This is a genomic window from Micromonospora sp. NPDC000442 (assembly GCF_042898635.1).
Lineage (GTDB): Bacteria > Actinomycetota > Actinomycetes > Mycobacteriales > Micromonosporaceae > Micromonospora.
Window position 1 is genome coordinate 1 of record NZ_JBIAYZ010000009.1, and the last position, 11,741, is coordinate 11,741.

Sequence of the window (11,741 nt, forward strand, 5' to 3'; positions counted from 1 at the left end):
GGCCCGCCTCGGCGGGGGGGGGGGCCCGCGGCCGGGGGGGGGGCAACACCCCCCCCCCCCCCCCCCGGCCCCCGCCCCCCCCCAGCCCGAACCGCAACCACCCAGCAAGCCAACCCGCCCCGGAACAACCAGGACTCAGGTGGCGCTGATGGTGCCGGTGAGCAGCAGGGCCAGGACGAGCGTGCCGATCGCGACCCGGTAGAGCACGAAGATGTACAGGGTGTGATGCGCGACGTAGCGCAGCAGCCAGGCGATGGCCGCGTAGCCGACACCGAACGCGATGAGCGTGGCGACGACCATCTGCGCGACGGTGGGCACCGAGGTGCCGGGTGCCGCCGGTTCGAAGACGTCCCCCAGGCTGAAGATCCCGGACATCACCACCGCCGGGATGGCCAGCAGGAACGAGTAGCGGGCCGCGGTCTCCCGGGTCAGGCTCAGGAAGAGACCGAAGGTGAGCGTCGCGCCGGAGCGTGACACACCGGGGATGAGCGCCAGCGCCTGGGCGAAGCCCATCACCACGCCGTCCCGCATCCGGAAGTCCCGCAGGGTACGGGTCTGCCGTCCCCAGTACTCGGCGAACGCGAGCACGAAGGCGAACACGATCAGGGTGGTGGCCACCACCCACAGGTTGCGGGCGGTCTCGCGGATCTGGTCCTTGAACAGGAAGCCGAAGAGGCCGATCGGGATGGAACCGACGATCACGTACCAGCCCATGCGGTAGTCCAGGCTGGAACGGACGGACTTGTCCCAGATGCCGACCACCCAGGTTCGGCCGATGCGCCAGATGTCCTTGGCGAAGTACAGCAGCACCGCCGCCTCGGTGCCCAGCTGGGTGACCGCGGTGAAGGACGCTCCGGCGTCCTGTTCGAAGAAGATCGCCGAGGTGATCCGCAGGTGCCCCGACGAGCTGACCGGAAGGAACTCGGTCAGGCCCTGGACGATGCCCAGGACGATGGCTTCGATCCAGGTCACTCCCCGGCTCCCGAGAGGTCCAGCGCCTCGGCCACGGTCCGCAGGGTCTGCACACCGGTGTCGCGGTCGGCGACGAAGAGGGTCACCGACAGGGTGGTGACGCCGGCCTCGGCGTACTCGCGCATCCGCTCGGCGATGCGTTCCTTCGGCCCGAGCAGCGAGGTCCGGTCGATGAACTCCATCGGCACGGCGGCCGCAGCGTCACGCTGCCGCTTGGCCAGGTAGAGCTCCTGCACCTCGCGGGCGGCGTCGCCGTAGCCCATCCGGGTGGCCAGTTGGTTGTAGAAGTTCTGCTGGCGGCTGCCCATGCCACCGACGTACAGCGCCGCGTACCAGCGGACCAGCTCGGCGCAGGAGTTCAGATCGTCGCCGACCACGACCGGCACGGACGGCACCACGTCGAAGCCGGCCAGCTCCTTGCCGGCCTTGGCCCGACCGGCGCGCACCGCCGCGAGCTGCTCCTGCGCGAACTCGGGCGCGTAGAAGACGGCCAACCAGCCGTCGGCGATCTCGCCGGCCAGTTCCAGGTTCTTCGGCCCCACCGCGGCCAGGTAGATCGGGATGTGCTCGCGCGGCGGGTGGAAGCCCAGCCGCAGCGCCTTGCCGGGGCCGTCGGGCAGCGGCAGCGTGTAGAACTCGCCGTCGTAGGCGACCTCCTTACGGCCCACCGCCAGCTTGACGATGTCCACGTACTCGCGGGTGCGGGCCAGCGGCTTGCCGAACCGTACGCCGTGCCAGCCCTCGGAGACCTGCGGGCCGGACACCCCCAGGCCGAGCCGGAACCGCCCCCCGGAGAGCGAGTCGATCGTGGCTGCGGTCATCGCGGTCATCGCCGGCGTCCGCGCGGGAATCTGCATCACCGCGCTGCCGATGTCGATTCGCTCGGTCTGCCCGGCCATCCAGGCCAGCATGCTCGGCGAATCGGAGCCGTATGCCTCGGCCGCCCACACCACCGAGTAGCCGAGCCGGTCCGCCTCCTGAGCCAGGGCCAGGTGATCGGCCGGCGTGCTCCACGCTGTCTGGTATCCGAGGCTTAGCCCGAGTCGCACAGAGTCCTCCCCCATCCGCAGTCGCATCAGGTTACGCGGTGTGGGTGGCCGGGACGATCACCGGCTCACCCCGATTCGCGGGCAGACTCGACGGGAGCGAGGATATCCGTCCGGCCCCGGTTCGAAATAAGGTTCACCCATGCAGCAGCGACCGCTCGGCCGCAGCGGGCTGGCGGTTTCCCGGCTCGCGCTCGGCACCATGACCTGGGGCCGGGACACCGACGCCGACGACGCGGCCGCGCAGTTGAAGAGTTTCCTCGACGCCGGTGGCAACCTGATCGACACCGCCGACGTGTACGGCGACGGCGACGCCGAGTCGGTAATCGGCTCGCTGCTGGGCAGCCTGGTGCCCCGCGAGGAGTTGTTGATCGCGACGAAGGCGGGGCTTCGGCCGGGCGGCGGCCGGCGCCGGGACGGCTCCCGTGGGCACCTGCTGCGCACGCTGGACGCTTCGCTGCGACGGCTCGGCACCGACCATGTCGACCTGTTCCAGGTGCACGGCTACGATCCGCAGACCCCGCTGGAGGAGACCCTCGCGGCACTTGATCACGCGGTGGCCAGCGGCCGGGTGCGCTACGTGGGCGTGTCGAACTTCTCCGGCTGGCAGACCGCCCGGGCGGCAGCCTGGCAGGCGGCCTGGCCCGGGCGGGCCCCGGTGGTGGCCGCCCAGGTGGAGTACTCCCTGCTGGAGCGGGGGGTGGAGCGGGAGGTGCTGCCCGCCTGCGAGGCGCTCGGGTTGGGAGTGCTGCCCTGGTCCCCGCTTGGTCGTGGCGTGCTGACCGGCAAGTACCGACACGGCCGGCCGGCGGACTCCCGGGCAGTGTCGCCGCATTTCGAGCGGTTTGTCGCCACCTACCTGGAACCGCGCTGCTCCAGCATCGTGGAGGCGGTGGCCACGGCCGCGAGTGGCCTCGGCGTCTCCCCGCTGGAGGTGGCGCTCGCCTGGATCCGGGATCGGCCGGGCGTCACCGCCCCGATCCTCGGCGCGCGTACCTCGGGGCAGTTGCTCGGGGCGCTTCAGGTGGAACGGATGACCCTGCCCGACGAGATCACCACGGCGCTGGACGACGTTTCGGCGCTGGAGGTCGGCTATCCGGAGCGCGATGGTTGAGCATCACCCGGTGAAGGGTGGCGCGCCAGGGGTCGGGCTGGGCAGCATAGGCCCCATGGACTACGAGTACGCGCCGCTGCGGTTACCGCCGAACGTCGACCGGTTGACCGCCGCGGCGCAGCTGGCGATTCAAGCGGAGTTCTCCGGCTGGGAGCTGGCCCGGGTGCGGCTGTTCCGCGACGGTACGCGGCAGGTGGTGCTGCGCCGCCGACGGGTCAACCAGCCGCAGCCGGGCCTGTCGTACTGACCGTCGGCGGCGCGCCGGGCAGCCGGCCGCCCCATAGGTGGCCCGCCCGGAGACGGGCGCCGGCCCGGGACACCATGTCTCCCTCGCGCGCTGTCGAGCTGAGTCGTCTCGCTCTCATCCCGACCGATCCGGCCGCGCCTGACCGATCCGGCCGCGCCGTCAGGTCGACAGCACGCAGACGGCGATCACCGGGCCGACCGTTGCGGCCGGCCCGGTGACCGATGGGCGCCTAAGCTGTCAGTGCACGTGGTCGTGCTCGTCGTCCAGTTCCAGGAACGGGTGCTCGTCGAGGCGGCCGACCAGACGGTCGTCGGCGCCGGGCTGGAACGGACCGACCGGGTCGTCGTCGGCGAACGACTCCAGGTCGACCGGGGTACCGACCTCGCTGACCATCACCACACCGTCGAGTGGCTCCAACTCCGGCACGTCGAGCGCGCCGAGTGAGCCGTCGCCGCTCTGCAGCAGTTCCAGCACCGCCTCGCCGACGCCCTCCACCGGCGGCACCTCCTCGTCGCCGGGTACACCCTCCCGGCGGGCCGCCTCGGCAATCCGGATCAGCGCGGAGACGCTCGGCACCCGGTAGTCGCGCCGCTGGCGTACGGAGATCACCTGCGGGTGCGGGTCGGTCGACTCGACGCCCTCGCCGCCGGCGAAACGCTGATCGGCCTCGTCCGGGTCGATGGACTCGACGTCCCACGGGGTGACCTCGCCGAAGGCGTCCATGAGTTGCTCGTCGTAGGCGAACGACGCATTGTTCAGCGCGACGTACGCCTGCCAGACGTCGTCGTCGTCGATCCGGCCCTGCGCGGCCCGGACGGCGGCCAGATGGTGGCGGGCCGCTTCGATCACGCGCTCGAGAGCGGCGTCCAGCTCACCGTGCTGGTCGGTCATGTGAGGCGTCCCCTTCACGAAGAATCCAGGATGTCTAACAGGTACGCAGGAACCGGTCGAGAACCCGCACGCCGAACTGTAGTCCGTCCACCGGTACCCGCTCGTCGATGCCGTGGAACAGCGCCGAGAAGTTCAGGTCGGCCGGCAGCCGCAGCGGCGCGAAACCGAAGCAGCGGATGCCCAGCTGCGAGAAGGCCTTGGCGTCGGTGCCGCCGGAGAGCATGTACGGCACGGGCCGCGCCCCCGGATCCTCGGCCCGCAGCGCGGCGCCCATGGCCGCGACCAGCTCGCCGTCGAAGGTGGTCTCCAGCGCCGGCTGCCGTTGGACGTACTCGATGGCGATGTCCGGGCCGACCAGCTCGCGCAACTGGCGCTCCAGCAGCTCCGACTGGCCGGGCAGGCTGCGGCAGTCGATGGTGGCGCTGGCCCGGCCGGGGATGACGTTGTCCTTGTAACCGGCAGCGAGCCGGGTCGGATTCGCGGTGTTGCGGATGGTGGCGCCGACGATGTTGGCGATCGGGCCTAGCTTGGCGATGGCGGCCTCCGGGTCGTCCGGGTCCAGCTCGATTCCGAGGACCTCGGAGACCTCCTCCAGGAAGGCGCGTACGGTTTCGGTGACCACCACCGGGAAGCGGTGCCGGCCGATCCGGGCCACCGCCTCGGCCAGCGCGGTGACCGCGTTGTCGTCGTGCAGCATCGAGCCGTGCCCGGGCCGGCCCTTGGCGTGCAGCCGCAGCCAGTCGATGCCCTTCTGGGCGGTCTCGATAAGGTAGAGCCGCCGCGACGGGTCCACCGTGTACGAGAAGCCGCCGACCTCACCGATGCCCTCGGTGCAGCCGTCGAAGAGCTCGCGGTGCCGGGTGGTCAGAAAGTGCGCTCCGTACTCGCTGCCCGCCTCCTCGTCGGCGGTGAACGCGAGCACGACGTCCCGTGGTGGTCGCACCCCGGTACGCTGCCAGTGCCGCACCACCGCCAGGACCATCGCGTCGAAGTCCTTCATGTCGATGGCGCCGCGACCCCACAGGTAGCCGTCGCGCAGCTCGCCCGATAACGGGTGCACCGACCATTCGTCGGCGTCGGCCGGCACGACGTCCAGGTGCCCGTGCACGAGCAACGCGCCGCGGCTGGGATCGGTGCCGGGTATCCGGGCGACCACGTTTGCCCGGCCGGGCGCGGACTCGTGGATGACCGGGGTGATGCCGACGTCGGCGAGCTTTTCCGCGACGTACTCGGCCGCGCCTCGTTCGCCGATGCTGGTGGCGTTGTCGCCGGTGTTCGTGGTGTCGATGCGCAGCAGGTCCCGGCACAGCTCGACGACCTCGTCGGTCGGCGCGGGAGGGGCGGCGTGGGCGTCGCTCGTCATCGTGCCTTCATATCAGCCTAGAGTTTCGGTTCGGGCGGCTGCGGGTACTGCCGCGCCTGCCCGATGCCCGCCGAAGCCACCTCGTCGCTCCGCCCGCCCGCCCAGGAGGCGACCATGTCCGTCCACCTGCCGCCCCTGCCACCCACTCCCGGGGACGACTACCAGCCCACCGGGCGCAGCATCGCCGACCTGGTCGCCGAGGAGCACCGGCAGCTGCTGCAGTTGACCCGGCGGCTGATCGAGCCCGGTCCGGACCCGGAGCACGGCCGCGACGTCCTGGTCGCCGCCCTGTCGCGGCATCTCTCCGGGGAGGAGCAGTACCTGCTGCCCGCCGTCCGGCACGCCGTCGAGGGCGCGAACCCGCTTGTCGACGAGGTGTTGACCGGCGACGTCGAGCTGCTGCGGGCCCTGCAGGGGCTGACCGACGACGGCCTGCCCGACGTGGCCGCCCGGGTCGAGGCACACGCCCGTGCGGTCGATCCGTTGATGCAGCGCCTCTGCGCCGCCGCCACCGAGGAGGAGCTGATCCGGCTCGGCAACCGGTTGGAGATCGCCGAGGAGGCGGCACCGACCCGCCCGCATCCGGCGGTGCCGCACAACCCACCGTGGAACCGGATCGTCGAGCCGGCGGTCGGGGTGGTCGACAAGGTTCGGGACGTCCTCGCCGGCCGGCACACCCAGTTGGGTGAGCTGACCGAGCCGCCACCTCGGTGAGAGACCCACGACACGTTCATGGTCGTTGATCCGTCCAGGCACTACCGCCAGCTCCGCCGTGGCCCTACCGTCACGCTATGAATCTGGAGTTGCGCCACCTGCGGGTGGTCTGCGCCATCGCGGAGACGGGGAGCGTGACCAAGGCGGCCTCGACGCTCGGCCTGGCCCAGCCGGCGCTGACCGCCCAGCTCCAGCGGATCGAACGTACCCTCGGCGGGCCGCTGTTCGAACGGGACCGGCGCGGCGCGCGGCCCACCGCCCTCGGCGAGCTGGTTCTCGCCCGGGCCCGGGTGCTGCTGCCGGCGATGAAGGGTCTGCAGGACGAGGCGGCCCGGTTGGCCGGCGCGGGCGACGCCCCCCGCCGGTACCGGTTCGGCGGGGTGAACAGCCCGATCCTGGGTCGGCTGGTGCACCGGCTGGCGGCCGAGCAGCCGCAGGCGCAGATCAGCACGCACGCCTCCTGGTCGGTCGACGAGCTGGCCCAGCTGGTCGCCGGCGGACGGCTGGACTACGCGCTGACCGGGGTGTGCGGTGACTCGACACCGTCGGCGGACTACGGGCTGAGTTGGCGGGAGGTCGCCGTCGACCCGGTCATGGTGTTGCTGCCGGAGACCCACCCGCTGGCCGGGCGCGACGAGGTGGACCTGGCCGACCTGCGGCACGAGCAGTGGGTGGCGGCACCGGGGGACGGCTGCTTCGGCGACTGCTTCGCCGCCGCCTGCGCCCGGGCCGGGTTCACCCCCCGCAAGGTGTACGAGGCCGACGTACGCAGCTGCATCGACCTGGTGGACGCCGGTGAGGCGGTGGCGCTGTGCCAGGCCACGTTCCGGCCGGTCGCCGGTCTGGTGACCCGCCGGCTGGTCGACACGCCGCTGCGCTGGCGGCTGATGCTGGGCTGGCACCCGGAGTCCGCCGCCGCCCGCACGGCCGACCTGGTGCTGGAGACCGCCCTGGTCGCGTACACCGACGCCCTCGCGCCACATCCGGCGTACCTGGCCTGGCTGCTGCGCAACCCGGCGTTCGGCGTCCGGCGACCGGCACCGGTGGTGGCGGCTCACCGGGTGCGAACCGCCTGAGCGCGGGTAAGGGGCGGGTATGACCGACCTCTATCCCGCCGCCGACGACCGCGAACTGCTTCGTCGGGCGGCCGCCGCGCACACCGCCGCCGTCCGCGAGTGCGAAGCGTTCCTGCGCCGGTTGCCGGAGGTGCCCGACCCGGCCGACCTGGCCGAGTACGCCAATCTGCTGACCCGCGAGGAGCAGACCCGCGCCGAACGGCAGGCCGCCGCCGACACCGCCGGGCTGGCCATCGCCAGCCTCGAAGCCGAGTAGCCGGGTCGGACGTACGGTCGTCCCCGGCGCGATGCGGCGGCGCCGGGGAGGACCGTGGCGGGTCAGCGTTCGACGAGCACGTCGTGACCCAGGTCGAGCAGGCTGTGCCGCCACTCGTCGTCGGCGTTGCCCCGGCCGGGCTTGGCGGCGGTAAGCGATCGGATCCGCTCGACGGCGTCGCGCATCACGTCGATGTCCTCCGGCGTCAGGTCGACCTTGCGTTTACGCAGCACGGCGAGGATCTGCCGGCCCGGCTCCGGCAGGTTCAGGTCCGGGTCGGGGCCGAACGCGCTCTCGCCGGAGCCGCGGGTCAGCAGCCACTGTCGCAGTTGCTCGGACGGCACGTTGACCTCGGCGTGGAAGTCCTCCCAGAGCACTTCCACCTCTGGGTCGAGTCGCTGTTCGCGTACCATCAGCCCTCCTCTGCCGGCGGCGACCCGGACTCCTCCGGGTGCCCCTCGTCGGTCTGCCCGCCCGGCCCTTCCGGCGGCACCTGCACCCGGGCGGGGTTGGCCGTCGGTGGTGCCAGGATCACCTCGGTCCGCTCGTCTTCGCGGGCCTCGTCCGGTTCGGTCATCAGTGCCCTTCCGGTCAGCGGGGATGCGAGGTCGTCGCCCTGGCGTGGCCCCGGCCAGCCGACACGTCGAAGGCCAGCCGGTCGTCCCGGGCGTCGACGGTGACCCGCTGACCGGGTGAGATCTGCTGCTCCAGCAGCATCCGGGACAGGTGGTTGTCGACCTCCCGCTGGATCACCCGGCGCAGTGGCCGGGCACCGAACTCCGGCTGGTAGCCGTGCTCGGCGAGCCAGTCGATGCCGGCGGTGGTGAAGTCCACCTCGATGTCCTGGGCGTGCAGCCGGCGACGGGTCTCCTCCAGCAGCAGTTCCGTGATCTGACGCAGCTGCTCGGCCTCCAGCCGACGGAAGATGATCACCTCGTCGATCCGGTTGAGGAACTCGGGGCGGAAGTTCTCCTGCAACCGGCGCATCAGCCGCTCCCGCAGCTCGTCGCTCTCCTGGGCGCTGCCCGGCTCGCCGGCGCCGAAGCCGACCGCCCGCTGCGCGCCGGTGATCAGTTCGGAGCCGATGTTGCTCGTCATGATCAGCACGGTGTTCTTGAAGTTGACGGTGCGGCCCTGGCTGTCGGTCAGCCGCCCGTCGTCGAGCACCTGCAACAGGACGTTGAACACGTCCGCGTGGGCCTTCTCGATCTCGTCGAGCAGCACCACCGCGTACGGGCGGCGGCGGACCGCCTCGGTGAGCTGGCCGGCCTCCTCGTACCCGACGTAGCCGGGCGGAGCACCGACCAGTCGACTGACCGTGTGCCGTTCCTGGAACTCGCTCATGTCGACCCGGACCATCCGGTCCGCCTCACCGAACAGCGCCTCGGCCAACGCACGCGCCAGTTCGGTCTTGCCGACGCCGGTGGGGCCGAGGAACAGGAAGCTGCCCATCGGCCGGTTCGGGTCGGCCAGGCCGGTACGGGAGCGACGGACCGCCTCGGCGACCGCGGTGACCGCGTCGTCCTGCCCGACGACCTTCTCGTGCAGCTGGCCCTCCAGCCGCAGCAGCCGGTCGCGTTCCTCCTCGGTGAGCTGGCTGGCCGGGATGCCGGTGGCCCGGGACACCACCTCGGCGATCTCCTCCGGCCCGACCTCCGGCACCTGGCTGCCGCTGCCGTCGTCGCCCCGGGCCCGGTTCACCTGGCTCTCCAGTTCGGCGACCCGGTCGCGCAGCGCGGAGGCGCGCTCGTACTGTTCGTCGGCGACGGCCTGCTCCTTGTCCCGCCGTACCTCCTCAAGCTCCTGTTCCAGGTCACGCACGTCGGCGTCCGGGGTCCGGGTGCGCAGCCGAACCCGGGCACCGGCCTGGTCGATCAGATCGATTGCCTTGTCGGGGAGGAAGCGGTCGGTGATGTAGCGGTCGGACAGGTCGACGGCGGTGACCAACGCCTCGTCGGTGAAGCGGACCTGGTGGTGTGCCTCGTAGCGGTCCCGCAGCCCACGCAGGATGGCCACGGTGTCCTCGGCGGTGGGTTCGGGTACGAACACCGGCTGGAAACGCCGGGCCAGCGCGGCGTCCTTCTCGATGGTGCGCCGGTACTCGTCGAGGGTCGTCGCGCCGATCACCCGTAGTTCGCCGCGAGCCAGCGCCGGCTTGAGCATGTTGGACGCGTCCATGCCGCCCTCGCTGCCCGCGCCGCCCGCCCCCACCAGGGTGTGGATCTCGTCCAGGAAGATGATCAGCTCCTCCCGGTGGGCCCGGATCTCGTCGATCACCTTCTTCAGTCGTTCCTCGAAGTCGCCCCGGTACCGGGTGCCGGCGACCAGGCCGGCCAGGTCGAGCTGGATCACCCGCTTGCCGAGCAGCGTCTGCGGCACGTCGCCGTCGCAGATCTTCTCCGCCAGGCCCTCCACGATCGCGGTCTTGCCGACGCCGGCCTCGCCGATGAGCACCGGGTTGTTCTTGGTACGCCGAGAAAGGATCTCCACCGCCTGTTCGATCTCGTCGGCGCGCCCGATCACCGGGTCGATCTGGTCGTTGCGGGCCAGGTCGGTGAGGTCCTGGCCGTACTGGTCGAGCGTGGGCGTGCCCCGGTCCGGTCGGGGGCCGCCGGCCGGGCCGCGTTCGGCGTTGGCGGCCTGCAACGACTCCGGCTGGATGCGTCCGGCGGCGAGCATCCGGCCGGCGGGCGACTCGGGGTTCAGCGGCAGGGCCATCAGGATGTGTTCGGGCCCGATGTAGTTGGCGCCCATCGCCCGGGACAACTGGTGTGCGTCGAGCAGCGCCCGCTTGGCCGCCGGGGTCAGCGACAGGTTCGGCGGCACCTCGCCGTGCGGGGCACCGTCGCCGCGCCCGCCCAGGGCGTTGACCAGGGTGTCCGGGTCCGCCCCCGCCCGCCGGACCAGGTCGCGCAGCGGCTCGCGTTGCAACGCCGCCCAGAGCAGGTGGTCGGTGTCCAGGTCGTTGCTCTGTTTCTGCGCGGCTCGACGCGCCGCGTCGGCCAGCATCTCCCGCGCGTCCGCGGTCATCAGTCGGGTGATGTCGACCCGATGCGCCGGACGTCGCCCGCCCTCGCCCCGACCGAAGTACCGCGCCAGGAACTCGTCCCACGGGTCGGAGCCGAAGTCACCGGGTCCAATCATGTCTGTCCTCCGCGGTCGGGCGCGAGACGGTCGGCACGGGCTACCCAGGCACCGGCCGGACAAACGCCACGAAGGGTCAACCAGCCGTTGCCGCCGCCGGATGGCAGGCTGAGCGGATGGAACCGACACCGCTGCTGATCGTGGACGCGGCTAACGTGGTCGGCTCGCGCCCGAACGGCTGGTGGCGCGACCGGGCCGGCGCCACCGCCCGACTACGGGACACGCTCGTTTCGCTGGGTGGGCGGGGTCTGCCACCGGACCTGCCACCACCCGTCGAGGTGGTGCTGGTGGTGGAGGGTGCGGCCCGGGACGTGCCGGGCGTCGACGGGGTACGCGTGGTGTCCGCCGCCGGTTCCGGCGACGATGCCGTGGTCGACCTGGTGGCGCACGCCGGGCAGCGGCGACGGGTGGTGGTGACGGCCGACCGGGAGCTGCGGGAGCGGGTCATCGCGTACGGCGCCGAGGTGCGCGGGCCACGTTGGCTGACCGGCGGTGGCGGTGGGTGAGCGGCCGCCCACCGGTCCCACGAATCGGACCCGGGGTGTCTGTGGTCGACAACCGGTCAGCGGGGCAGGAACACTGACAGGGCACTTGTTCTGTCCCCTACCGGAATAGGCTCTAATGGAGTCCTCCCCGCCCCCAGGAGGTTCCGCGTGGCGAGCGTCGCCGAGCTCAAGGCAGCCATCGATGTCGCACTCCAGCAGATCGGTGACGGTCAGAGCGCCGTGCAGGCCGCCGGCGAGAAACTGGCCGAGGCGCAGCAGACCCTCGCCGGAGCGTTGGAGGGCAGCGGTCACACCACGGTGGAGGCGGCGCAGGCGTCGCTGACCCAGGCCAGCCAGGAGCTGGAGGAGTGCCTCGCCGCGACACTCGTCGCGGTCGAGCAGGCCCAGCAGTACGTCTCGACGCTGTAGGGGC

At 71.8% G+C, this 11,741-nt stretch carries 14 protein-coding genes; 7 read left to right on the plus strand and 7 right to left on the minus strand.

What is annotated here, in order from left to right:
* Positions 1-135 precede the first annotated feature (135 nt).
* Both ACFY2A_RS16085 and ACFY2A_RS16090 read right to left on the minus strand, forming a co-directional pair.
* A complete protein-coding gene (locus ACFY2A_RS16085; RefSeq protein WP_387172308.1) occupies positions 136-972 on the minus strand; it encodes an undecaprenyl-diphosphate phosphatase in 837 nt (278 codons plus the stop codon).
* Entirely contained in the window at positions 969-2,021 is a 1,053-nt protein-coding gene (locus ACFY2A_RS16090) for an LLM class F420-dependent oxidoreductase (RefSeq protein WP_387172310.1), read from the minus strand. The genes ACFY2A_RS16085 and ACFY2A_RS16090 overlap by 4 nt, the downstream gene beginning before the upstream one ends.
* A 139-nt stretch (positions 2,022-2,160) precedes the next feature.
* On the opposite strand from ACFY2A_RS16090, the gene ACFY2A_RS16095 reads away from it, so the two are divergent.
* Together ACFY2A_RS16095 and ACFY2A_RS16100 are read left to right on the plus strand one after the other, a co-directional pair.
* Entirely contained in the window at positions 2,161-3,132 is a 972-nt protein-coding gene (locus tag ACFY2A_RS16095) for an aldo/keto reductase (RefSeq protein WP_363925720.1), read from the plus strand.
* Between the two features lie 55 nt (positions 3,133-3,187).
* On the plus strand, positions 3,188-3,379 hold the full coding sequence (locus ACFY2A_RS16100) for a DUF5703 family protein (protein ID WP_053655860.1): 192 nt from the start codon (positions 3,188-3,190) through the stop codon (positions 3,377-3,379).
* A gap of 237 nt (positions 3,380-3,616) precedes the next feature.
* Here the strand turns inward: ACFY2A_RS16100 and ACFY2A_RS16105 are convergent, their stop codons facing one another.
* The gene (locus ACFY2A_RS16105; protein WP_363925719.1) at positions 3,617-4,270 is read right to left on the minus strand and encodes a hypothetical protein; all 654 of its coding nucleotides are present in this window, start codon (positions 4,268-4,270) and stop codon (positions 3,617-3,619) included.
* Between the two features lie 34 nt (positions 4,271-4,304).
* Positions 4,305-5,633, minus strand: a complete 1,329-nt coding sequence (locus tag ACFY2A_RS16110) for a M20/M25/M40 family metallo-hydrolase (RefSeq protein ID WP_387172313.1) — start codon at positions 5,631-5,633, stop codon at positions 4,305-4,307.
* Between the two features lie 114 nt (positions 5,634-5,747).
* Here ACFY2A_RS16110 and ACFY2A_RS16115 point away from each other — a divergent pair, with 114 nt between their 5' ends.
* From ACFY2A_RS16115 to ACFY2A_RS16125, 3 genes are all read left to right on the plus strand, one after another.
* Positions 5,748-6,347 (plus strand): hemerythrin domain-containing protein, encoded by a 600-nt coding sequence (locus ACFY2A_RS16115; RefSeq protein WP_387172315.1) that lies wholly within the window; start codon positions 5,748-5,750, stop codon positions 6,345-6,347.
* A 77-nt stretch (positions 6,348-6,424) separates the two neighbouring features.
* The gene (locus ACFY2A_RS16120) at positions 6,425-7,423 is read left to right on the plus strand and encodes a LysR family transcriptional regulator (RefSeq protein ID WP_363919504.1); all 999 of its coding nucleotides are present in this window, start codon (positions 6,425-6,427) and stop codon (positions 7,421-7,423) included.
* Positions 7,424-7,442: 19 nt separating this feature from the next.
* Positions 7,443-7,679: a hypothetical protein gene (locus ACFY2A_RS16125; protein WP_387172317.1), complete on the plus strand. Its 237-nt coding sequence runs from the start codon at positions 7,443-7,445 to the stop codon at positions 7,677-7,679.
* 62 nt (positions 7,680-7,741) lie between these two features.
* Here ACFY2A_RS16125 and ACFY2A_RS16130 read toward each other — a convergent pair whose 3' ends face one another.
* The 3 genes from ACFY2A_RS16130 to ACFY2A_RS16140 are packed head-to-tail and all read right to left on the minus strand — an operon-like array spanning position 7,742 to position 10,823.
* Complete coding sequence (locus ACFY2A_RS16130; protein ID WP_363919508.1) at positions 7,742-8,092, minus strand: DUF3140 domain-containing protein; 351 nt, start codon at positions 8,090-8,092, stop codon at positions 7,742-7,744.
* Positions 8,092-8,256, minus strand: a complete 165-nt coding sequence (locus ACFY2A_RS16135) for a hypothetical protein (protein WP_363919510.1) — start codon at positions 8,254-8,256, stop codon at positions 8,092-8,094. The genes ACFY2A_RS16130 and ACFY2A_RS16135 overlap by 1 nt, the downstream gene beginning before the upstream one ends.
* A 14-nt stretch (positions 8,257-8,270) precedes the next feature.
* Positions 8,271-10,823 (minus strand): ATP-dependent Clp protease ATP-binding subunit, encoded by a 2,553-nt coding sequence (locus ACFY2A_RS16140; protein ID WP_387172320.1) that lies wholly within the window; start codon positions 10,821-10,823, stop codon positions 8,271-8,273.
* Between the two features lie 116 nt (positions 10,824-10,939).
* Here ACFY2A_RS16140 and ACFY2A_RS16145 point away from each other — a divergent pair, with 116 nt between their 5' ends.
* The gene (locus ACFY2A_RS16145; protein WP_363919514.1) at positions 10,940-11,329 is read left to right on the plus strand and encodes a hypothetical protein; all 390 of its coding nucleotides are present in this window, start codon (positions 10,940-10,942) and stop codon (positions 11,327-11,329) included.
* A gap of 147 nt (positions 11,330-11,476) precedes the next feature.
* Positions 11,477-11,737, plus strand: coding sequence for a hypothetical protein (locus tag ACFY2A_RS16150; RefSeq protein ID WP_092379879.1), 261 nt, complete (start codon positions 11,477-11,479; stop codon positions 11,735-11,737).
* Positions 11,738-11,741: the final 4 nt, after the last annotated feature.

What these genes read in the sequence shown, in the direction of transcription:
- ACFY2A_RS16095 (WP_363925720.1), top strand. Translation starts at nt 2,161, where the DNA reads ATGCAGCAGCGACCGCTCGGCCGCAGCGGGCTGGCGGTTTCCCGGCTC.
- ACFY2A_RS16100 (WP_053655860.1), top strand. Translation starts at nt 3,188, where the DNA reads ATGGACTACGAGTACGCGCCGCTGCGGTTACCGCCGAACGTCGACCGG.
- ACFY2A_RS16105 (WP_363925719.1), bottom strand. Translation starts at nt 4,270, where the DNA reads ATGACCGACCAGCACGGTGAGCTGGACGCCGCTCTCGAGCGCGTGATC.
- ACFY2A_RS16110 (WP_387172313.1), bottom strand. Translation starts at nt 5,633, where the DNA reads ATGACGAGCGACGCCCACGCCGCCCCTCCCGCGCCGACCGACGAGGTC.
- ACFY2A_RS16115 (WP_387172315.1), top strand. Translation starts at nt 5,748, where the DNA reads ATGTCCGTCCACCTGCCGCCCCTGCCACCCACTCCCGGGGACGACTAC.
- ACFY2A_RS16120 (WP_363919504.1), top strand. Translation starts at nt 6,425, where the DNA reads ATGAATCTGGAGTTGCGCCACCTGCGGGTGGTCTGCGCCATCGCGGAG.
- ACFY2A_RS16125 (WP_387172317.1), top strand. Translation starts at nt 7,443, where the DNA reads ATGACCGACCTCTATCCCGCCGCCGACGACCGCGAACTGCTTCGTCGG.
- ACFY2A_RS16130 (WP_363919508.1), bottom strand. Translation starts at nt 8,092, where the DNA reads ATGGTACGCGAACAGCGACTCGACCCAGAGGTGGAAGTGCTCTGGGAG.
- ACFY2A_RS16135 (WP_363919510.1), bottom strand. Translation starts at nt 8,256, where the DNA reads ATGACCGAACCGGACGAGGCCCGCGAAGACGAGCGGACCGAGGTGATC.
- ACFY2A_RS16140 (WP_387172320.1), bottom strand. Translation starts at nt 10,823, where the DNA reads ATGATTGGACCCGGTGACTTCGGCTCCGACCCGTGGGACGAGTTCCTG.
- ACFY2A_RS16145 (WP_363919514.1), top strand. Translation starts at nt 10,940, where the DNA reads ATGGAACCGACACCGCTGCTGATCGTGGACGCGGCTAACGTGGTCGGC.